The sequence below is a fragment of the Nocardioides sp. NPDC000445 genome (assembly GCF_040300245.1).
In the GTDB taxonomy this organism is placed as follows: domain Bacteria; phylum Actinomycetota; class Actinomycetes; order Propionibacteriales; family Nocardioidaceae; genus Nocardioides.
Genome location: NZ_JBEPDH010000003.1, coordinates 25,717 through 45,303 on the forward strand (window position 1 = coordinate 25,717; position 19,587 = coordinate 45,303).

Here is a 19,587-nt window from a genome sequence, read left to right on the forward strand (position 1 = left end):
ACCAGCAAAGGGTCAGGCCTTGATGGTCACCTTCTCCTCGACGTACGGCGGTGCCTCGGCAGTCTCGGCTTCGGCTGCCTCGGCGGCACGGGCCCTGCGCTTGGCGGCGGCGGCCTTGAAGGGCCAGGTGATGAGCTGGTCGATGGTGATCCGGCCGGGGGCGACGAGACCGAGCACGAGGGCCGCGGCACCGAGCACGGCGGGGAGCTCCCAGCCGCCCTGGTCGACGAAGACCTCGGTGGTGCGGTGGGCGTACCAGATCGCTCCGGCCATCTGACCCGCCAGCAGCACGCCCGCGATCGGGGCGAACAGGCCGACCGCGAGCAGGGCGCCGCCGACGAGCTCGACGTAGGTCGCCACCTGAGCGGCGATCGCGGGCTCCGGGACCCCCAGGCCGCCCAGGAACTGCTCGGTGCCGGCGAAGCCCTGGTCGTACTTCTGCCAGCCGTGCGCGACGAAGATCCCACCGACCACCACACGGGCGGCAAGCAGCACGACATCGTTGAAAAGTCCGGTGTAGGCGTTGCGCCCCACTCGACGACTCATGTCCGGTTCTCCTCTGGGTCAGGTCAGAAACAGGCCGCACACGGTAGCGATCCGCCGCCCCGACCGGTACCGCCCGGGGCTTCCTCTCACCCGAACGGGAACTCTGCTATGACCTCGTAGGCCGGACGCTTCCTCGGCCCCTCGCCGAGTCGTGAGTGCACCAGCGCGAACGACGAGACGGTCCAGGTCGGGCCACGGTACGCATCGAGCAGCCGCACCCAGTTGCTGAGCTCCGTCGGCGACCCGGTCCGAGCGACCGTCAGATGCGGTCGGAAGCGGCCGCCGTCGACCTCGACCCCGGCCTTGACCAAGGCGTTCTTCGCCCCGGCGGCGGTCCGGTCGAGCTCCTCGGTGGCATCGGTCTCGACGCCCGCGTAGAGGACCTTGCCCTCGGCCACGTTGGGGAAGGCGCCGCCTCCGGTGACGGTCAGCTCGAAGGGCGTACGCCGCCCCGCGGCCGTCTCCAGCCGCTCGATCGCGTCATCGAGGGACCTGTCGGGGACGTGCTCGGCGAAGGCGAGCGTCAGATGGAGCTGGTCGGGCGCCGACCAGCGGAAGGCGGCCGCGTCGCGGCGTACGGACAAGAACTCGTCGAGATCCTCGATCACCGACTCCGGCGGGATCACCGCCACGAACATTCGATTCATCGATGTCCATTGTGCCCGGCGGCAGAGGCCGGGTCACCTGAGTTGTGTGCCGAGGAGATCGCCGACGAGATAGGTGACCAGCATCGCGAGCAGGCCGCCGGCGACGTTGCGCAGGGCTGCCCGGAAAGGTGGCGCGTAGCCGAGGCGCGCGCTCGTCCAGCCGGTGACGGCGAGCGCGCCGGTGACCGTGAGGACGGTGCCCCAGATGCGGGCGCTGTCCGGGAGGAGCATGATCGACAGCAGAGGCAGCAACGCGCCGAGGGTGAACGACAGCATCGACGCCCAGGCCGCGGACCACGGCGAGGTGAGATCGTCCACGTCGATACCGAGCTCGAGGACGGCGTGGGCACGCAATGCGTCGCGATCCGTGAGCTGCTCGGCGACCTCGGCCGCGGTCTCGGGCTCCAGCCCCCGCTCGCGCAGGAACCCCTCCAGCTCGCGCAGCTCCTCCTCGGGCATGTCCCGCAGCTCGCGACGCTCCTTGGCGATCAGCGACTTCTCGGTGTCGCGCTGGGTCGAGACGGAGACGTACTCCCCCGCCGCCATGCTGATCGCGCCTGCCACCAGAGCGGCCACACCGGCGATGAGGATCGAGGTGTCGTCGGTGGTCGCGCCGGCGACGCCCATCACCACACCGGCGGTGGAGACGATGCCGTCGTTGGCGCCGAGGACGCCCGCACGCAGCCAGTTGAGCCGATTCTTCAGGCCGTCGGCCCGCTCCTCGGCGTCCCCGTGGCCCGCGTGGGCACCCTCACTGGGGAGCGTCACTGCTCGCCTCACCGGGGACGGGCTCCTGCGGGTTCTCGCAGAAACGGACCGGGCCGCTCTCGCCGCCGTGGTACTCGTAGGTCTTGCCCGCGGCCTCGAGCACCACGCGTACGCCGTCGGTCAGCACCATCGTGTACATCTTCCCGGGCTCGGGGCAGCCGAGGCTGCCGTCGCGCCAGGTCACCTTGTCGTTGGAGACCACGGTGATCTCCTCGCTCTTCACCCCCTGACGCTTGGCCAGGTCGGCGATCGCGGCTGCGACCTTCGGGTCCTCGGCGGGCGTCGGGCTGGACGTTGTGGGCACGTCAGACACGTTAGCGCCTGGGTCGGTCGCCTCGGAGCCACATCCGGCCATCGCCGGTGCCAGCGCCAGCGCCAGAACGGGCAGCAGGTACGCCGCGGGGCGGATCTTGCGCTTGCTCTTGTCGGTGCTGATCTCGGTGGGGGTCATACCCATGGGTACGTCAGCGGATCGGGGTTCGTTGCGCACGATCAGATCCCGAACCGCGTCACACGCTCTCGCGTACGCCCGGCTCCGCGCCCCGCGTCGGCCTCGCCGTCCCAGGTGTAGACCTCGGTCCCGGTGATGAAGACGCGCTCGGCGCGGTGGTCGGTGTCGAGGGGGTCTCCGGACCAGATGACCACGTCGCCGTCGAGGCCGGGGGCGATCGCGCCGACGCGGTCGTCGAGACCGAGGAAGCTCGCCGGGTTGGTGGTGATCGCGGCCAGGGCCGTGTCGCGCGGCAGGCCGTCACGTACGGCGAAGGAGGCCTGGTGGACCAGGAAGTTGATCGGGATCACCGGGTGGTCCGTGGTGATCGCGACCCGCACGCCCGCGGCAGCCATCGCGGCGATGTTGCGGTTGGCCCGGTTGCGTACCTCCACCTTCGAGCGGCTCACGAACATCGGGCCGTAGATGACCGGGATGTCCTTCTCGGCGAGGACGTCGGCGAGCAGGTGGCCCTCGGTGCCGTGGTTGACCACGAGGCGGTAGCCGAACTCCTCGCTGAGCCTGATCGCGGTGGCGATGTCGTCGGCGCGGTGGGTGTGCTGGTCCCAGGCGAGCTCGCCGGCGAGGACGCGGGCGAGGGTCTCCTTGCCGAGGTCGCGATCGAAGGGCTCACCCTTCTCCTCGGCGGCTGCCCTCTTGGCGGCGTAGTTCTGGGCCTCGACGAAGGCCTTCCGGATGATGTTGGCGACACCGAGGCGGGTCGAGGGAGTCTTCTTCTGATCGCCGTAGACGCGCTTGGGGTTCTCGCCGAGAGCGCTCTTGACCGAGACCGAGTCGGAGACGACCTGCTCGTCGATGGTCCGCCCGCCCCAGGTCTTGATCGCCACCGTCTGGCCGCCGATCGGGTTGCCGGACCCGGGCTTGATCACCGCCGTGGTCACCCCACCGGCGAGGGCGTCGCGGAAGCCCTCGTCCTCGATGTTAATGGCGTCGATCGCCCGCAGGCCCGCGCCGTCGGGGTCGGTCATCTCGTTGGTGTCTTCGCCGGCCCAGCCCTCGCCCTCCTCGTGGGTGCCGATATGGCCGTGGCCCTCGACGAACCCCGGGAGCAGCCACTTGCCTTCCGCGTCGATGATCTCGATGCCCTCGGGGATGGCGACGTCCGCTCCGACGGCGGTGACCACGCCGTCCTCGATCACGACGGTGCCGTTCTCGATCGGCTCCGCCGAGACCGGGACCACGTACGCATGGGTGATGGCGACAGAGGAACGCTGAGTCATGGCCGTCATCATGCCGGGCTCGGACGGACGATGTGCTGGAAGAGGGAGGCGTAGGTCTTGGCGGCGGTCACCAGCTCCGTGACCGCGACGCTCTCGTCGGGTCGGTGGGCATGCTCGGCGACGGAGCCGGGGCCGAGCACGACGACCGGGATGCCCGCGCTCGCGACGAAGCCACCGTCGCAGGCGGCGGTCCAGCCGGTCGGGGCAGCTGCGGGTGCTCCGGCTGCGGCCAGTGCGGCGGCGACGTTGTCGACAATCGGATCGTCGACCGGGGTCTCGAAACCGGGCATGTCCATGGTCATCCGGACGTCGACGGCGAGGCCGCGTCCGGCGAGGTCCAGGGCGGCCAGTCGGCTCTCGACGTCCGTCCGTACGTCGCTCGCGGACTCGCCCGGGAGCAGGCGCCGGTCCGCGGTGATCCGGCAGTGCGCGGCGACGGTCGAGGTCGCCTGGCCACCTTCGATGGTGCCGACGCTCCAGGTCGCCGGGCCGCACAGCGGGTGGGGGCGCGCGGCCAGCTCGTCGTGCCAGCGCTCGATCTCGGCGACCACCTGGGCCATGCCGTGGATCGCGTTGCGGCCGTCGGACGGGTTGCCGGAGTGCGCGGCCCGGCCGGTGAGGTCGATCTCGAGGTAGGCGTCGCCGCGGGCCGCGATCACCGGCTGCAGGCTGGTCGGCTCGATGACCAGGCAGGCGATGTGATGATTTGTCGACAATCTGCGAACGAAGTGGCGGATGCCGAGGCCGAGCTCTTCCTCGTCGACGAGCACGGCGAGGGTGATCGGCGGCTGGTCGGCGGTGTTGTCGACTGTGGACAATGCGACGATCGCCGCCGCCAGGCCGCCCTTGGTGTCCGCGCTGCCTCGCCCGTGCAGTCGCCCGTCGCGTACGTCACCGGAGAACGGGTCTCCGCTCCAGCCGTCGCCGGGCGGCACCACGTCGGAGTGGCTCACGATCAGGAGCCCCGGCCCGGGACCGCCGCCGACCCGGGCGATCAGGTTCGCGCGCCCGGGCGCGACCTCGTCGAGGGTCACCTCGAACCCGCGCCGACGGCACTCCTCGGCGAGCACCGCGACCGTCGCGGCCTCCTCCCCCGGCGGGTTCTGACCGCGGGCGCGCACCAGCCGCTGGGCGAGCGCGACGACCTCGTTGGCATCGACCGAGGTCACCGGCGCTCCCGGACGAGACGGTCGACCGCTCGCCGGAGCCGGGCGATGCCCTCGGCGATCCGCTCGGGTGGGGTGGAGGCGAAGCAGAGGCGCATCGCGTGCGGGAAGAGCCCGCCTGGCGAGAACGCGTTGCCCGGGATCAGTGCGACGCCCTCGGCGAGGGCGACCTCGAACAGTGCGGTGGTGTCGACCGGCGGGTCGAAGGTGACCCAGAGGAAGAAGCCGCCGTCGGGGTCGGTCCACGTCGCCCGGCCGTCGAAGTGCTCGGTCAACGCGGCACGCATCGCCGCTTTCCGCTCCTTGTAGACAATCCGCTGATCGGCCACATGGGCGTCGAACCCGCCCGAGTCGAGGAACCCGGCGAGCTGACGCTGCGCAGGCAGGTTGGTGCAGGTGTCCATCGCCTGCTTGGCGTTGATCAGCAGCTGACCCAGCGCTGGGTCAGCGTCGACCCAGCCCACCCGCAGCCCCGGCGCGACGGTCTTGGAGAAGGTGCGCACCGAGATGACCAGCGGGTCCCCCTCGGCCAGCTCGTGCAGCGTCGGCAGCGGGTCGCCGGCGAACCGCAGCAGCCCGTAAGGGTCGTCGTCGATGAGGATCGAGCCCCACGCGCGGGCGAGCTCGATGAGCCGGATCCGGCGCTCCAGCGACAGGGTCGCCCCCGACGGGTTCTGGAAGGTCGGGATGGCGTAGATCGACTTCGGGCGGCGGCCGGTGCGGCGTACCTCTGCCTCCAGCCGCTCGACGTCGAGGCCCTCCTCGTCGACCGGGATCTCGAGGAGCTCGGCCGAGTACGAGAGCGCGGTCGCGCTGCCGTTGGTGTAGGTCGGTGCCTCGACGACGACCAGGTCGCCGGGGTCGGTGAAGAGCTTGTGGACGAGATCGAGACCCTGCATCCCGCCGGAGGTGATGGTGAGCCGGTCGGAGGTGGTCTCGTCGCTGGTGCCGGCCAGCTGGGCCAGTAGCGCCTCACGCAGCGCCGGATCCCCCTCGGTGGCGGCGTAGTCGAAGGCGTGCGGCTCCAGCGGGACTGCGGCCAGCGCGGCGGCCGGAATCGCATCCTGGGCCGGGCTGCCCATGGCGAGGCGGACGATGTCGTGGGTCTGTTCGGCCAGCAGCGACGTACTGGAGTCGATCACCGAGCCCACGAGGTGCTCGCTGCGTGCTGCCAGTGGCAGCCGGATGTCCGTGCGGATTGTCGACATTCGACATTCCCTCCTTGGTGGACTACTCGTTGACGATCAGCTGACGCGGCATCGAGGTCAGCGGCTCGGGCAGGTGCTCGGTGACCAGGACCGACTCGGAGAGCTCATAGGCCCAGCCGTCCATCCACATCCCGAGGATCACATGGAAGGCCATCCCGGGCTCGAGAACCGTCTCCTCGCCGGCCCGGAGGCTGACCGTCCGCTCGCCCCAGTCGGGCGGGAAGCCGATGCCGATCGAGTACCCGATCCGGGAGTCCTTGCTGAGCCCGTGGGCGGCGATCACCCGGGTGAAGGCGGCATGTACGTCGGCACCGGCCGCCCCCGGTTTCATCGAGCCGAGCGCAGCGTCCATGCCCTCGGCGGTCGCCGCGGCGCAGTCGAGGAGCTTGGCCGACGGCGGCCCGAGGCAGACGGTCCGGGCGAGCGGGGCGTGGTAGCGGTTGCGTACGCCGGCGAGCTCGATCGTGGTCGCCTCACCCCGCCGCAGGACCCTGTCGGTCCAGGTCAGATGGGGCGTGTCGGCGCTGACGCCGGTCGGCAGCAGTGGCACCAGCGCCGGGTAGTCACCGCCGACCCCGCCGACGCTGACCGTCTGCGCCGCCTGGATGTCGGCCACGACGTCGCACTCGCGCCTCCCCGACCGCACCCCCGCGAGGGCCGCCGTCATCGCCCGCTCGGCGACCACGCCCGCGGCTCGCATCTCGTCCTGCTCGGCCGGCGACTTCACCAGGCGCACCCAGTTGACCAGCTCCTCGCTGTCGACGATCCGCGCGTGCGGCAGGGCTCGCTGCACGGCCAGGAAGCCGCGTACCGGCAGATAGTGGGCGTCGAGCTCCATGGCGACGACCGCGTCAGGACTGTCGACAAATAGATTTAGCTCCCGCGCCCGCGCGGCGATGTGGTCGTAGGGATGGACGTCGGGCCGGTGGACCAGCTCCTCCGGGTAGGCGTGGATCCGCTCCTCCGGCAGCACCGCCGTGTGCCGGGCACCGTGGGCGTCCATCGCCCGCAGGAACAGATGTGGCTCACCACGAGCCGGCACCACCGCACACTGCGGCACGTAGAACGACCAGGCGTTGTAGCCGGTGAGGTAGTAGAGGTTCGCCGGGTCCGCGACCACCAGCGCCGCCCAGCCCCGCTCCGCCATCCGCCGCTGGACCCTCTCCAGCCGCTCCGCGAACTCCACGGAGCCGAAGACGCTCACCACACCCACACCGTCCCTGCCACTCGGCCATCGTGACGGAGCGCGCTGATTGTTGACAATAGACAACCCGAAGATTCGACCGTCCGAACCTCGGTAGGCGAAGCGTGAGTCCTCACCGCAAGGATGACGACGATCTCGTCCACCGGTGTGCGAGGTAGCGCATCACGAGCACGACTGCCGCCGTGGTGAACAGGCTGGACAGAAGCACCTCGTCACGAGACAACCCGTCGACGTTGGGCTGAAGGTCCTCTTCGGTCGCCCACCCGAAGAGCCACTCGCTGGTGAGCAGCCCGACGCCGAAGCATGCGACCGTACAGATCGCGGTCGCCCACAGCCGGTGCACCCAGCCGTTGCCTGCGAGCAGCCCAGCGACCACACCGAAGCCGAGCGACATGGCACCAAGCACGGCCAGCCCTTGAAGTCCCAGGTCCCACTGCATGGCAGTGCCTCCTTTCCAGGGTCCATCTCGTTCCACTGTGGCCTGGTGCCGTCGAAGCAGTGAGAGCCGAAGGCCCCGTGTGGGCGGGCCGTGAGTACTGCATCCGCCACGACCCGATCGGCTCAGGTCACAGCAGGCGCTCCTCGGAGTCCGGGGTCCTTCTCGGTGCGTGGGCGCTCGGCGCCCCGGCGACGTCGTCGACGCGGTGCGGGGTGTCCGGCCCCGTGAGGGGGTGGCCGTGGCCCGGGCCGAGCACCCGCGGGTGCAGGGCGGCGAGGTGCTGGATGGATGCGCCGGCCGCAGCAGGGTTCCAGGTGGAGTACCAAGGCGGGCCAGTCAGCCCCGGCTGCTGCAGCAGGAGACCACGGACGCTGTTGAGGCGAAGGTTGACCAACGCATCGCCGGAGATCAGGACGCGGTCGGCGGTTCGAAACAGCGAGACATGACCCGGGGTGTGGCCGGGTGTCGCCACGACCTCCCAGCCGGGTAGCCCCGGCACGGGCGCTCCGGGGTAGAGCGTGCGGGCAGCCTCGCCCAAGGCATTGCGTGCCAGCACCGCCTCTCTCCTGTGGCGACCCATGGCGCGCATCACCGGGAGCACGGCCCATCGGTCCAGCGGTGAGGCAGTCCTCCGCATGACGTCGAATTCTCCGTTGGCGATCGGCAGTTCGGCGGGGTGCAGGTACACCGGACATGTCCAGCGACCGGCCAGCTCGCGGGCGGCGCCCGAGTGATCGGGATGCACGTGGGTCAGCAGGATCGCCTCCGGTTGCCGGCCGGGCCCGAGCGCCCCCTTCGTGGCAGCGTCGATCCGGTCGGCGTCACCGGCCCAGCCGGCGTCGACGAGCAGCCAGCCGGTCGCCGTGCGGACGAGGTAGACGTTGGTCTGCGTTCGTCCCCCCAAGCCCACGCAGAGCACTCCAGGAGCGATCTCCCGAACCCGGAGGTCACCGGCACCTGGTGCGGCGTCGGCGATGCGGAAGACGGGGTAGCGCGGCGCCAGGTCCGCGAGGCGTTCCGGAGTCGGCAGTCCCTCCAGCCCGAAGTACCACCGAGCCTGCTCCCTGGCGGCAGCCTCGCCGCTGCGCCGGCGCCCGGCCTCGAGGTACGCCGCGAGCACCGGGGCCCGCTCCGGCACCGGCAGCTCGACCAGCCGGACCTTACGGGTGCCTCTTCGACGCAGCACCGCCGCCCCACCGGCCGCCCTGACGTTGCGAACCCACTGCGACTCTCCGGCAAGAGCGACCAGGTAGTCCGCGCCCTCGTGCCGGGTCACCAGGATCGGGATGCGCCGCGGCCGGCCCGAACGCCGGCCCCGCACCTCCAGGGTCACCGCGTCCCGAGGGGCCAGCCCCCACGTGGTCAACGGCACCCCGATCGGGTTCAGCCTCCGGTACCACCGCGCCGGAGGTCGGTACGACGCCACTCCGGAGTAGTCCTGCGGGTGCAACCACCGGCGAGCTGTCACGGCGTCGTCCCCGGGTCCGTTCGGGGAGGTAGCCACCCGAACACCAGCAGGCCACGGCCCGGTCGCTCGTTCGTGATCTCGCCCTGGCTCGTCGTCACGTCGATCTCCCATGCACTGCGCAGTCGGCCCGTTCCACCAGGAGACCCGTCGGCCGCGCACGGGGGCAGAGGCCTTCGGCCAGGGTTCGATGGACCTGCGTCCCGCGCGTTCAACTACGCGCTAGACGTCCGTGACTTTCCGCGTGACGCCGAGCCGGCCGGGTCGACATCATCGGAGATGAACACAAGGAGCGGCCCCGATACCGGGGCCGCTCCTTGGACGTGGTGTGACTCAGAAGCCGAGGTCGCGGCCGATGAGCTCCTTCATGATCTCGTTCGAACCGGCCCAGATCTTGGTGACGCGGGCATCGCGCCAGGCGCGAGCGACGCGGTACTCGTTCATGAAGCCGTAGCCGCCGTGGATCTGGACGCAGTGGTCGAGAACCTCGGACTGCGCCTGCGAGGACCACCACTTGGCCTTGGAGGCCTCGACCGGGGTGAGCTCACCGCGGGCGTGGGCGGCGACGCACTTGTCGACGTACGCCTCGGCGACCTCGATCTGGGTGACCAGCTCGGCGAGCAGGAACTTGTTGTGCTGGAAGGCACCGATGGACTGGCCGAAGGCCTTGCGGTCCTTGGCGTACTGCACCGTCTCGAGCAGGATCTGCTTGGCCTGCGCGATGTTGGCGACGGCACACGAGACGCGCTCCTGCGGGAGTTCCTCCATCATGTGGATGAAGCCGCGGTTGAGCTCGCCGATGATCTCGGCGTCGGTGACGCGTACGTTCTCGAAGAAGAGCTCGGCGGTGTCGGACTCCTCCATGCCGACCTTGTCGAGCTTACGGCCGCGCGAGAAGCCCTCCTTGGTCGCCTCGATCGCGAAGAGGGTGATGCCCTTGGCGCCCTTCTCCGGGTCGGTGCGGACCGCGGTGATGACCAGGTCGCAGGAGTAGCCGTTGGTGATGAAGGTCTTGGAGCCGTTGATGACCCACTCGTCGCCATCGCGGACCGCGGTGGTCTTCAGCGCGGCCAGGTCGGAGCCGCCGGACGGCTCGGTCATGCCGATGGCGAGCAGGATCTCACCGGAGGCCACGCCCGGGAGCCAGCGCTGCTTCTGCTCCTCGGTGCCGAGGCGGACCAGGTAGGGCGCGGTGATGTCGGAGTGGATGCCGACGCAGGTCGGGTAGGCCGCGCCGATCTTGGCGAGCTCCTCGGCGAGAACCGCGTTGAAGCGGAAGTCGTCGGCGCCGGCGCCGCCGTACTCCTCCGGGATCGCGAGACCGAGGAAGCCGTTCTCGCCAGCCTCCAGCCAGAACTCGCGGGGCAGCGCCTTGTCGGCGATGTGCTTGTCGGTGTGGGGCTTGACCGAACGCTCCAGCCACTGCTGGACGGAGGCTCGGAAGTCCTCGTGGTCTTCCTCATAGTGGTCGCGCTTCAGCATGCGTCGGAGTCTACGCGCACTGGTTACCCAGCGGTAACCACCGTTTCAAAAAGCGGCAGAGTCACCTGGTGATCCGGACCGGCGTACGCCAGGCCACCACCAGCAGCGGAACCGAGACGACCAGGCCGACGACGAAGACGACGTGCAGCGCCGGCGCGAGGACATCAGCAGGCAGGGCCTCGAGCGGGGGCACCTCTCCCCCGGCGTACTCACGCCTGACCAGGCCGTTGGCGACTGCCCCGAAGAGCGCGACGCCCAGCGCCGAGCCGACCGAGCGGGCGAACATGTTGGACCCGGTCGCCACCCCACGCACCTCCCAGTCGACCGCCGACCCGGCCGCGACGACGCCCGGGTTGACCGACCAGCCGAAGCCGAGGCCGAGCACGAAGCACGGGATCGCCAGGTGCCAGATCGATGAGTTCTCGCCGACCGTGACCAGCACCAGTCCGCCGACGATGACCAGCAGCGCACCGAGCCCGACTGCAGTCCGAAAACCCCGAGACAGGTAGATCCGGCCGGCCGTGGCGGCGGCGATCGGCCAGCCGATGCTCATCCCGGCGAGCGCGAACCCGGCCACCAGCGCCGAGTGACCGAGCACGCTCTGGGCATAGAGCGGGACGTACGTCGTCAGCCCGAGCATCACCACGCCGACGATCAGGCTGGCGGCGTTGGCCGGCGCGAGGACGCGGTGGCTGAGGACCCACGGCGGCAGGACCGGGTCGGCGGCACGGCGCTCGACGAACCCGAAGGCGACCAGGGCCGCGACGCCGGCCGCGAAGATCAGGTACGACGGCCAGGAGGCCCACGCCCAGGCGTGCCCGCCCTCGAGCAGACCGAGCAGCAGCGCGATGCCGCCGACCGTCAGCAGTCCCGCACCTGCCCAGTCGATGGCCTGACCGTCGACGGCAGCCGGACGGTCCTCGCGGAAGTGCCGCAGCAGCCACAGCGCGACCGCCCCGACCGGCAGGTTGATCAGGAAGATCAGCCGCCAGTCGAGGTAGTCGGCGAAGAGGCCGCCGAGCGTCGGCCCGACGATGGCGGCGGTGGCCCAGACCGAGGCGACGTACGACGTCGCGACCGCGCGCTCCTCCAGCGTGTAGATGTCGGAGACGATCGTCATCGCCATCGGCTGGATCGCCCCGGCACCAATGCCCTGGATCGCCCGGAAGACGATCAGCGCGGTCAGCGACCACGCCAGCCCGCAGAGCAGCGACCCGACCAGGAAGGCCACGATCCCGGCGATCATCACCGGCTTGCGCCCGAGCCGGTCGGCGACCTTGGCATAGAGCGGCGTCGTCACCGCGGTGGCCAGCACGTAGATCGAGAAGAGCCACGGGAACTGCTCGAACCCGCCGAGGTCCTTCACCACGCTCGGCACCGCCGTCGCCAGGATCGTCATGTCGATCGCGACCAGGCTGAGCGACACCATCACGGCGAGCAGGATCGGCCCGCGCTCGCTACGAAGTCCTACCGAGCTGCGCGTTGGTCTGGTCGTCGAGGTGGGCACATTACTGAGCAATCCTCACGACCGCCCGTTCATTCCGAGAGGTTCAGTCCTCCAGCTCGGCGAGGTCGAAGACCTCGTCGGCGGCGGGCTCCTCGACCTGGAACTCCTTGTCGAAGTCGGAGAAGGTGAGCTCGCCGGAGCTGCCCTGGGTCCACTTCACGATCCGGTGGGGCTCGGAGGCCAGGACGTACGTCCGGCTCTCGGTCCCGCCGTGGGTGACGTCGAGACGCACGGCGGGGCCGTCGGCGGCCATCGCCGGGCCGATCGACTGGGCCTCGGCCTCGGCCGGGACCATCTGGGCGGTGAGGCTGTCGATGCTGCAGAACGCACGCAGGCTGGCCAGCTCGCCCTCGAGCTCGACCCACTTCTTTCCGACGCGCTTGGCGATGCGCTCGCCCTCGCCCTTGGCCGGCGCGATCGCCTTCCAGAACGCCTTGTCGCCCTGATACCAGGCCGAGCCGTCGATGGAGCGCAGCGAGATCTGGCCGTCGCCGATGCTGACCTTGCCGACGCAGGCGTCGTCGGCGGAGACATCGAGGTCGACGGTGATCTTGGTGCCCTCCGAGTCGAGGACGTCACCCTCGACGTGCACGGTCTTGATGTCGTGCATCGCGGTGCGGGCGTCCTCGGCGATCTGGTTGCCGGGCTCCTTCGCGTAGTCACGCGCCTGGGACAGCGATCCCTCCTCGTCCCCACAGCCGGCGAGAGCGCTGGTCAGCGCGACGATGAGGGCGGTCGTGAGCACGGCATGGCGAAACACGCGGCCTATCGTGACAGAGTTTACGAACGGGTCAACGCGCAAGGGCCTGTACGTCGGCAACCCACTCGGGCACCAGCTTGCCGGCGGGCCCGTGACGGGCGTCGTCGAAGAGGTGCGAGGTCTCGGACGGGTCCAGGTTGAGCTCGAGGGTCTTGGCCCCGGAGCGGGCCGCCAGGCGTACGAAACCGGCGGCCGGATAGACCGCGCCGCTGGTGCCGATCGCGACGAAGAGATCAGCCTGGGCGAGGGCCCGCTCGACAAGGTCGAGGTCGTAGGGCATCTCGCCGAACCAGACCACGTCGGGCCTCAGGGTGTCGTTGCCGCACCCCGGGCAGGCGGGGGCGTCGGCGAGGTCGTCGTCCCAGGCGAACCGGCCCTGGCAGGAGTCACAGAGGGCCGAGAGCAGCTCGCCGTGCATGTGCACCACCCTGCGGGAGCCGGCGCGTTCGTGCAGGTCATCGACGTTCTGGGTGACCACCAGCAGCTCGTCGCCGAGGACCTGCTCGAGCCTGGCCAGCGCGATGTGGGCCGGGTTGGGCACCACCGCACGCAGCTCCCGGCGGCGGTCGTCGTAGAACCGATGGACCGTCGCGGGATCACGATGGAACGCCTCGGGTGTCGCCACGTTGTCGACGTGGTGACCCTGCCAGAGCCCATCGGCATCGCGGAAGGTCGCGAGACCGCTCTCGGCGGAGATCCCGGCTCCGGTGAGCACGACAACTTTCACAAGGATTCAGGCTAGCGACGTTGACGAAGCATCCGCTGCCCCCAGACCGCGGTTTTGGTCACCCGATCGGTATTTGTGATCGAACCGAGGCCGTGCCGACGCCGGCCGGCAAGGGTATGGACTTTTACTGTAAAGGCCCCTTACTGTAATCCGGGTTCCTACAGTTCCCCACTCGGGAGGTCCCATGCTGACCAGACGATCTGTACTCGCCGCCACCTCTGCCGCCTTCGCCGTCCCCCTTCTCGGCGGGACGAGCTGGCAGGCCGCGCAGGCCATGCGCCCGCAACGGATCGGAGCCCAGGCCACGATCCAGCTGCGCTTCGTCAACCGCACCGGCGCGTACGACAACGCCTCCATCCACTTCTACATCGTCGGCACCAACCTGGCGACGGGCGAGCAGTCCCGGGTCACGCCGGAGGGCACGCTCGTGCCCGTCTCGCTCGCCGACAACGGCGCCGACGGGTACGCCGACTACGCGATCCCGTTCTCCGGGAGCGGGGACACCCTCTCCCAGATCCCCGCCGACATGTCGGGACGGATCTACTTCTCGCTCGGCGACAAGCTGAAGTTCAAGGTCAACGAGGGCAACGCGCTCGCCTACCCGGCGGCGTGGGTCGAGTCCGACCCGAGCTACGGCGTGCTCCACGACTGCGTCGAGTTCACGTACAAGAGCGGCCGGATCTACTGCAACACGACCATGGTCGACATGTTCAGCGTCCCGCTCTCGATCGCGCTGACCGGCGAACAGTCGCCGACCACCGGCACCCTCGTCGAGGGCGGCCGGGCGAAGATCTTCTCCGCCGTCTCGGCCTCACCCGACTTCGGCTCCCTCGTCGTCGACGACCGCCGGATCATCGCGCCGGGGCACGGGCTGGACGCCGGGAGGTTCTCCTCGACGTTCTTCGACTCCTACATCGACCAGGTGTGGTCGAAGTACGCCGGCGAGGACATGGTCGTCAACGCCAACAACACCACCTTCCGAGGAAGGGTCAGCGGCGACCAGTTCGTCTTCGACGGCGGGGTCAAGGCGTTCAGCCGGCCCTCGACCCGGGACGTGCTCTTCTGCGACGGCGCGCTGGCCGCTCCCAACGACGGGATCACCGGTCCGGTTGCGGCCGTGCTCGGCGCGGGCTTCAACCGGACCACCCTGCTCGCCTCCGCCGACCAGCCCACCGGCGACCCCGGCGGCTTCTACCGGGGCGATCTGGTCCATGCGTACTGCAAGGCGATGCACGACAACACGGTCGACGGGAAGGCCTACGGGTTCGCCTTCGACGACGTCGGCGGCTTCGCGTCGTACGTCGAGGACAACGCCTCCGAGATGGCGGTGACTCTGACTCCGTTCTGAGCCCGGGCGCAGATCCCCTCTATCGGGGAGCGCCGGCTCGACTCCACCACCGCGCCACGAGGGCCCGTACGGTCGCACCATGTCGTACGTCGTCCTCGTGGCGTGGCTCGTCCAGGCAGCGGTCGGAGTCCTGCTGCTGACGGGCTGGTTCCGGCATGGCCGCGTCCGGTCGCCGGTCGTGCTCACCCACGTCGGGCTCTCCGTCCTGGGAGTCGCTTGCTGGACGACGTACGTCCTGGTCGACCAGGTCCTCTGGGCGTGGGCAGCGCTCCTGCTCATCACGATCGGCAACGGCTTCGGCGACAACATGCTGCTGTGGCGTACCCGGCGGATGGGCGGCAGCCACCTCTCCACGGTCAACGCCTACAAGGTCGCCCTCCGCTCGATGTTCAAGGGCCGGCTGCCGCTGCGGGTCAGCTTCCACGCCCTGTTCGCCGGCGTCGTCTACTTCTCCACCCTGGCCGTCTGCGTCGTCGCGACCGTCTCCTAGACCGTTCGGGCGTGCGGAGCACCGTGCGGGCGGGATACTGAGGCCATGGGTGCGGGTGGGGCGGTTCTGATCATCGTCGTCGGGGCTGTCCTGCTGTTCATCGTGGCGATCGGGGTGATCCTGCTCGTGGCCGCCGGGGCGGTACGACTGTCGGGCAACAACCCGAAGCCGCTGGCCTGGTCCGGCGTCGGCGTGCTCGCGGTGCCGGTGCTCTTCATCGCCACGCTCGTCGTGTGGGCCCAGGTCACCCGCGACCCCGACACCATCGAGCTCGACCTGCGCGAGCCGATCCAGCTCTCCAGCCTGCCCGAGGACAACGAGGAGTTCCCGGGGATGCGCGACTACGACAGCGACCGGATCGACCTCGTGCTGCCCGACGGCGACCGCTTCGAGGCCGAGGTCGACGGGGTGCTGGTCTGGTCCGACGACGGGTACGTCACCCGGGTCACCTTCGACCGGCGAGCCCGCGAGGAGGGCGAGGCCGAGTCCCTCACCCAGGAGTGGGAGAGGGAGCTCGGCGGCGCGGGCACCGTGGAGGCCGATGCGGACTACTCCGATCACGGGCGGGTCCGGGCAGCGGTGCTCGCCGATCCGGCCCCGTAGGCCCGCCGCCCGGTCAGCCCGTCCTGTTGACCACGACGAACGGGCAGGCGAAGGGGTCGCGGTCGCCGAGGCCGACGCGGTTGAGATGGCGGACGACGATGGCGTACGACTCCAGGAGACCGGCCTCGGTGTAGGGGACGCCGTGCTCGGCGCAGTAGGCACGGACCAGCGGCTGGGCGCGGCGGAGGCTGCTGCTCGGCATGCTGGGGAAGAGGTGGTGCTCGATCTGCAGGTTGAGGCCGCCCATGAGCCAGTCGACCCAGCGGCCGCCGCGGATGTTGCGGGAGGTCAGGACCTGGCGGGAGAGGAAGTCGATCCGGGTATCGCGCGGCACCAGCGGCATGCCCTTGTGATTGGGGGCGAAGCTGGCGCCCATGTAGACGCCGAAGACGGCCAACTGCACGCCCAGGAACGCCGCCCCGAGGCCGATGCCCAGCACCGAGCAGACCAGCACCGGCCAGCCGATGAGCCGCAACGCCAGGAGCACTGCCTCCGTACGCCGATGCTTGAGGTCTCGGTCGCCGATCACGGTGCGGACGGCGCCGACATGGAGGTTGATGCCCTCGAGGGTCAGCAGCGGGAAGAACAGCCATCCCTGGCGGGCGGTGAGCCACCGCTTGAGACCTGTACGTCGCTCGACGTCCTCGGGCGTGAACAGCAGCACCGAGGGGCGGATGTCCTCGTCCGCGTCGACCTTGTTCGGGTTGGCGTGGTGGCGGGTGTGCTTGCGCATCCACCAGCCGTAGCTCAGCCCGACGACCAGGTTGCCGAGGATGCGCGAGGCCCATTCGTTCTTCGGGCCCGAGGCGAAGATCTGGCGGTGGGCGCCGTCGTGGGAGAGGAACGCCGTCTGGGTGAACAGGACCCCGAAGGCCGCCGCGACCAGCAGCTGCCACCAGGTCTGTCCGAGGGTGAGCAGGGCGATCAGCGCGAGCGCGAAGCCGGTGCCGAGGAGGACGACCCGCCGGGCGTACGTCCTCGGCCTACGCTCCAGGAGACCCTCCTGCCGGACGCGACTCATCAGCTCGGTGTAGGCGTTGACCTGACGATGTGCCTGGGTTGGGAGCGTGGTCATCGCGGTCACCGCCCCAGGCGGCGCAGCCGCGCCATGGCCAGCGGCAGGCAGACCGCGATGATGGCGACCGGCCAGAGGACGGCCATGGTCAGGGCGTGCTCGCCGACCCAGGTCGTGGCGGCGCCGGCCGTGTTGCCGAACAGCTCGCGGGTGGCGATGACCGTGGAGGAGAGCGGGTTCCACTCGGCGGGAAGGGCGAGCCAGCCCGGCATCAGGTCGGTCGGCACGATCGTGTCGGCGACCATGGCGAGCGGGAAGACGAGGGCGAAGTACTTCATCGCCGCCTCGGGACCGCTGACCAGCAGGCCGAGCAGGATGCCGACCCAGGAGAAGGCCATCCTGAGGAGGACCAGGAGCCCGAGCGCGGCGATCACCCCACCGGTCCCGAGATGGGCCTGCCAGCCGAACAGGGTCCCGAGCGCCAGCAGGATCGACAGCTCGACCACGGCCAGGATCACGTCGGCCAGGGCGCGCCCGGCCAGCACCGCGACCGGCGACATGGGGAGGGATCGCATCCGGTCCAGCACCCCGCCGCGTACGTCCTCGGCGACGGAGATCGTCGTGTTGCCGATGCCGAACGCCATGGTGAGCGCGAAGAGGCCGGGGAGCAGGAACTCGCGGTACTCCGCGCCCGGCACGTCCATCGCGACCCCGAAGGCCTCGCCGAAGACGAAGCCGAACATGGCCACGGCCATCACCGGGATCATCAGCGTGCCGAGGAGCTCGTCGGGGCGGCGTACGAGATGGAGGAGGTGGCGCTTGGCCACCACCCAGGTATCGACCATCGCCCACGTGATGCGTGATCCGTGGACGGTTTCGGTCATACCCCCATCAATGGACACAGTCATCTCAAGCCCCCTCGGTGATCAGCAGGAACGCCTCGTCGAGGTCGCGGCCGCCGACGCTGGACTTGAGCTCGGCGGGCGTCCCCTCGGCGACGACCCTGCCGCGGTCGACCATCGTGATGCGTGAACACAACCGGTCGGCCTCCTCCAGGTACTGGGTGGTCAGCAGCACGGTCGTGCCGGAGTCGGCCAACTCGCGGACCGCGTCCCAGACCTCGAGCCGGCTGCGCGGGTCGAGGCCGGTGGTGGGCTCGTCGAGGAAGAGCACCCGAGGACTGCGGATGAGGCTGACCGCCAGGTCGAGCCGCCTGCGCATGCCTCCGGAGTAACCCCGGACCGGGCGGCCGGCGGCCTCGACGAGGTCGAAGCGCTCGAGCAGCTCATCGGCGCGGACTCGCGCCTCCCTGGCCCGCATCCGGTACAGGCGGGCGAACATCTCCAGGTTCTGCCGACCGCTCAGGATCCCGTCGACAGCGGCGTACTGTCCGGCGATGCCGATGCGTGCTCGCACGCCCGCCCGGTCACGGGCGACGTTGCGGCCGGCGACCCAGGCCTGGCCCGAGTCGAAGCTCGCGAGGGTGGCCAGGATGCGTACGGTCGTGGTCTTGCCGGCGCCGTTGGGGCCGAGCAGGCCGTGGACGGTGCCGGCGGGTACGGCGAGGTCGATGCCGTCCAGGGCGGCGCCGCGGCCGGGGTAGCTCTTGCGGAGCCCCTGGGTCCAGATGGCGGGTTCGTCGGTGATCATGCTGCTGCCTCCATGTCCTTGGCGGGAGTGCGTCGGGCGGTCCAGCGTTCGGTGGTCGAGCTTGTCGAGACCACGCCGGCCGGGGTCACCTCGTCGTGGCGGCCCAGCGAGATCCGGGCGATGTTGAGCAGCGACTCGCTGCCCTCGGCGTAGTAGCCGCAGTGGCCGGGGATGTCGCCGGTGCCGAAGCGGGTCGCGCCGAGCTCGAGCGGCCCGCGCCCGAGACCGAGGCGACCGACCCGCACCCGCGGGACCAGCCGGATCCGGTCCGTCTCGCCGTACGCGGCCCAGAGCCGGGTGCCGGTGCCCAGCTCGGAGCGCCGCACCGCCCCCATCCCCGCGCTGCCCAGCGCCACGTAGTCCTCCGCGCGGGCGGAGGGCAGGGCGAGGCCGGCGACGGTCGAGCCGTAGCTGTGACCGACCAGGGTGAGGTGGGCGGCACGCGGCAGGTAGTGGGTCAGGTTCGCCAGGTCCTGCGCACCGGCGTAGGCCGGGGTATTGGTGATCGCGTTGTACCACTCCGGCGGCGAGTGGTAGCCCAGCCAGACCACGACGGCCGACCGGCTCTCGGGCGCGATCTCCTGCATCGTACGCAGCAGCAGCTGCCCACGGGAGCGCGGACTGTGGGCCTCGGTGCTGGTGAAGTAGTTGCCGAGGTGGTGGCCGTTGCCGGGCACGACGACCGCGATGTGGTCGGCGGTCGCGGCGTCCCCGAAGACCTCCACGACCCGCGCCCCTCCGGGCGGGTCGCAGGCGAGCAGGCGGGGTCCGATGGATCCGTCGGCCTCGTTGAGGCCGTATCTGAGCGGCGTCACAACTGTCATGGCCGTG

At 70.2% G+C, this 19,587-nt stretch carries 21 protein-coding genes; 3 read left to right on the forward strand and 18 right to left on the reverse strand.

Features of this window, described 5'->3' with window-relative positions:
- Window positions 1–12: 12 nt before the first annotated feature.
- The 14 genes from ABT304_RS04685 to ABT304_RS04750 all read right to left on the reverse strand — a co-directional run bounded on the left by ABT304_RS04685 (window position 13) and on the right by ABT304_RS04750 (window position 13,650).
- On the reverse strand, window positions 13–546 hold the full coding sequence (locus ABT304_RS04685; RefSeq protein WP_350713554.1) for a DoxX family protein: 534 nt from the start codon (window positions 544–546) through the stop codon (window positions 13–15).
- Window positions 547–632: 86 nt separating this feature from the next.
- A complete protein-coding gene (gene thpR, locus ABT304_RS04690) occupies window positions 633–1,193 on the reverse strand; it encodes an RNA 2',3'-cyclic phosphodiesterase (RefSeq protein WP_350713555.1) in 561 nt (186 codons plus the stop codon).
- A 33-nt stretch (window positions 1,194–1,226) separates the two neighbouring features.
- The gene (locus ABT304_RS04695) at window positions 1,227–1,961 is read right to left on the reverse strand and encodes a VIT1/CCC1 transporter family protein (RefSeq protein ID WP_350713556.1); all 735 of its coding nucleotides are present in this window, start codon (window positions 1,959–1,961) and stop codon (window positions 1,227–1,229) included.
- Window positions 1,945–2,412, reverse strand: a complete 468-nt coding sequence (locus tag ABT304_RS04700) for a DUF8738 domain-containing protein (RefSeq protein ID WP_350713557.1) — start codon at window positions 2,410–2,412, stop codon at window positions 1,945–1,947. The genes ABT304_RS04695 and ABT304_RS04700 overlap by 17 nt, the downstream gene beginning before the upstream one ends.
- Before the next feature lie 41 nt (window positions 2,413–2,453).
- Window positions 2,454–3,692 (reverse strand): amidohydrolase, encoded by a 1,239-nt coding sequence (locus tag ABT304_RS04705; protein ID WP_350713558.1) that lies wholly within the window; start codon window positions 3,690–3,692, stop codon window positions 2,454–2,456.
- An 8-nt stretch (window positions 3,693–3,700) separates the two neighbouring features.
- On the reverse strand, window positions 3,701–4,861 hold the full coding sequence (locus ABT304_RS04710) for a M20 family metallopeptidase (protein ID WP_350713559.1): 1,161 nt from the start codon (window positions 4,859–4,861) through the stop codon (window positions 3,701–3,703).
- Entirely contained in the window at window positions 4,858–6,066 is a 1,209-nt protein-coding gene (locus ABT304_RS04715; protein WP_350713560.1) for an aminotransferase-like domain-containing protein, read from the reverse strand. The genes ABT304_RS04710 and ABT304_RS04715 overlap by 4 nt, the downstream gene beginning before the upstream one ends.
- Window positions 6,067–6,088: 22 nt before the next feature.
- Window positions 6,089–7,270: a M24 family metallopeptidase gene (locus tag ABT304_RS04720; RefSeq protein WP_350713561.1), complete on the reverse strand. Its 1,182-nt coding sequence runs from the start codon at window positions 7,268–7,270 to the stop codon at window positions 6,089–6,091.
- Between the two features lie 112 nt (window positions 7,271–7,382).
- Window positions 7,383–7,709, reverse strand: a complete 327-nt coding sequence (locus ABT304_RS04725) for a hypothetical protein (RefSeq protein WP_350713562.1) — start codon at window positions 7,707–7,709, stop codon at window positions 7,383–7,385.
- 127 nt (window positions 7,710–7,836) lie between these two features.
- Complete coding sequence (locus ABT304_RS04730; protein ID WP_350713563.1) at window positions 7,837–9,177, reverse strand: MBL fold metallo-hydrolase; 1,341 nt, start codon at window positions 9,175–9,177, stop codon at window positions 7,837–7,839.
- 330 nt (window positions 9,178–9,507) lie between these two features.
- The gene (locus tag ABT304_RS04735; RefSeq protein ID WP_008354678.1) at window positions 9,508–10,656 is read right to left on the reverse strand and encodes an acyl-CoA dehydrogenase family protein; all 1,149 of its coding nucleotides are present in this window, start codon (window positions 10,654–10,656) and stop codon (window positions 9,508–9,510) included.
- A gap of 61 nt (window positions 10,657–10,717) precedes the next feature.
- Window positions 10,718–12,163, reverse strand: a complete 1,446-nt coding sequence (locus ABT304_RS04740; RefSeq protein ID WP_350713564.1) for an MDR family MFS transporter — start codon at window positions 12,161–12,163, stop codon at window positions 10,718–10,720.
- Between the two features lie 43 nt (window positions 12,164–12,206).
- On the reverse strand, window positions 12,207–12,923 hold the full coding sequence (locus ABT304_RS04745) for a hypothetical protein (protein ID WP_350713565.1): 717 nt from the start codon (window positions 12,921–12,923) through the stop codon (window positions 12,207–12,209).
- A 31-nt stretch (window positions 12,924–12,954) separates the two neighbouring features.
- On the reverse strand, window positions 12,955–13,650 hold the full coding sequence (locus ABT304_RS04750; protein WP_350713566.1) for an NAD-dependent deacylase: 696 nt from the start codon (window positions 13,648–13,650) through the stop codon (window positions 12,955–12,957).
- A gap of 184 nt (window positions 13,651–13,834) precedes the next feature.
- On the opposite strand from ABT304_RS04750, the gene ABT304_RS04755 reads away from it, so the two are divergent.
- From ABT304_RS04755 to ABT304_RS04765, 3 genes are all read left to right on the forward strand, one after another.
- The gene (locus ABT304_RS04755) at window positions 13,835–14,998 is read left to right on the forward strand and encodes a beta-1,3-glucanase family protein (protein WP_350713567.1); all 1,164 of its coding nucleotides are present in this window, start codon (window positions 13,835–13,837) and stop codon (window positions 14,996–14,998) included.
- 79 nt (window positions 14,999–15,077) lie between these two features.
- Window positions 15,078–15,488 (forward strand): hypothetical protein, encoded by a 411-nt coding sequence (locus ABT304_RS04760; RefSeq protein WP_350713568.1) that lies wholly within the window; start codon window positions 15,078–15,080, stop codon window positions 15,486–15,488.
- A gap of 45 nt (window positions 15,489–15,533) precedes the next feature.
- On the forward strand, window positions 15,534–16,091 hold the full coding sequence (locus ABT304_RS04765; protein WP_350713569.1) for a cytochrome c oxidase subunit II: 558 nt from the start codon (window positions 15,534–15,536) through the stop codon (window positions 16,089–16,091).
- A 13-nt stretch (window positions 16,092–16,104) separates the two neighbouring features.
- Here ABT304_RS04765 and ABT304_RS04770 read toward each other — a convergent pair whose 3' ends face one another.
- From ABT304_RS04770 to ABT304_RS04785, 4 genes are read right to left on the reverse strand one after another with little or no spacing between them, the layout of a single operon-like run.
- On the reverse strand, window positions 16,105–17,166 hold the full coding sequence (locus ABT304_RS04770) for a fatty acid desaturase family protein (protein WP_350713570.1): 1,062 nt from the start codon (window positions 17,164–17,166) through the stop codon (window positions 16,105–16,107).
- Window positions 17,167–17,171: 5 nt separating this feature from the next.
- A complete protein-coding gene (locus ABT304_RS04775; RefSeq protein WP_350713571.1) occupies window positions 17,172–17,990 on the reverse strand; it encodes an ABC transporter permease in 819 nt (272 codons plus the stop codon).
- A gap of 25 nt (window positions 17,991–18,015) precedes the next feature.
- Window positions 18,016–18,756, reverse strand: a complete 741-nt coding sequence (locus tag ABT304_RS04780; RefSeq protein WP_350713572.1) for an ABC transporter ATP-binding protein — start codon at window positions 18,754–18,756, stop codon at window positions 18,016–18,018.
- The gene (locus tag ABT304_RS04785) at window positions 18,753–19,580 is read right to left on the reverse strand and encodes an alpha/beta hydrolase (RefSeq protein ID WP_350713573.1); all 828 of its coding nucleotides are present in this window, start codon (window positions 19,578–19,580) and stop codon (window positions 18,753–18,755) included. Before ABT304_RS04785 ends, ABT304_RS04780 begins: the two co-directional genes overlap by 4 nt.
- Window positions 19,581–19,587: the final 7 nt, after the last annotated feature.

Excerpts from the sequence above, each read along its gene's own strand:
- ABT304_RS04685 (WP_350713554.1), bottom strand. The coding sequence starts at position 546 with ATGAGTCGTCGAGTGGGGCGCAACGCCTACACCGGACTTTTCAACGAT.
- ABT304_RS04715 (WP_350713560.1), bottom strand. The coding sequence starts at position 6,066 with ATGTCGACAATCCGCACGGACATCCGGCTGCCACTGGCAGCACGCAGC.
- ABT304_RS04755 (WP_350713567.1), top strand. The coding sequence starts at position 13,835 with ATGCTGACCAGACGATCTGTACTCGCCGCCACCTCTGCCGCCTTCGCC.
- ABT304_RS04735 (WP_008354678.1), bottom strand. The coding sequence starts at position 10,656 with ATGCTGAAGCGCGACCACTATGAGGAAGACCACGAGGACTTCCGAGCC.
- ABT304_RS04705 (WP_350713558.1), bottom strand. The coding sequence starts at position 3,692 with ATGACTCAGCGTTCCTCTGTCGCCATCACCCATGCGTACGTGGTCCCG.
- ABT304_RS04725 (WP_350713562.1), bottom strand. The coding sequence starts at position 7,709 with ATGCAGTGGGACCTGGGACTTCAAGGGCTGGCCGTGCTTGGTGCCATG.
- ABT304_RS04785 (WP_350713573.1), bottom strand. The coding sequence starts at position 19,580 with ATGACAGTTGTGACGCCGCTCAGATACGGCCTCAACGAGGCCGACGGA.
- ABT304_RS04775 (WP_350713571.1), bottom strand. The coding sequence starts at position 17,990 with ATGACCGAAACCGTCCACGGATCACGCATCACGTGGGCGATGGTCGAT.
- thpR (WP_350713555.1), bottom strand. The coding sequence starts at position 1,193 with ATGAATCGAATGTTCGTGGCGGTGATCCCGCCGGAGTCGGTGATCGAG.
- ABT304_RS04765 (WP_350713569.1), top strand. The coding sequence starts at position 15,534 with ATGGGTGCGGGTGGGGCGGTTCTGATCATCGTCGTCGGGGCTGTCCTG.
- ABT304_RS04770 (WP_350713570.1), bottom strand. The coding sequence starts at position 17,166 with ATGACCACGCTCCCAACCCAGGCACATCGTCAGGTCAACGCCTACACC.
- ABT304_RS04780 (WP_350713572.1), bottom strand. The coding sequence starts at position 18,756 with ATGATCACCGACGAACCCGCCATCTGGACCCAGGGGCTCCGCAAGAGC.
- ABT304_RS04760 (WP_350713568.1), top strand. The coding sequence starts at position 15,078 with ATGTCGTACGTCGTCCTCGTGGCGTGGCTCGTCCAGGCAGCGGTCGGA.
- ABT304_RS04700 (WP_350713557.1), bottom strand. The coding sequence starts at position 2,412 with ATGACCCCCACCGAGATCAGCACCGACAAGAGCAAGCGCAAGATCCGC.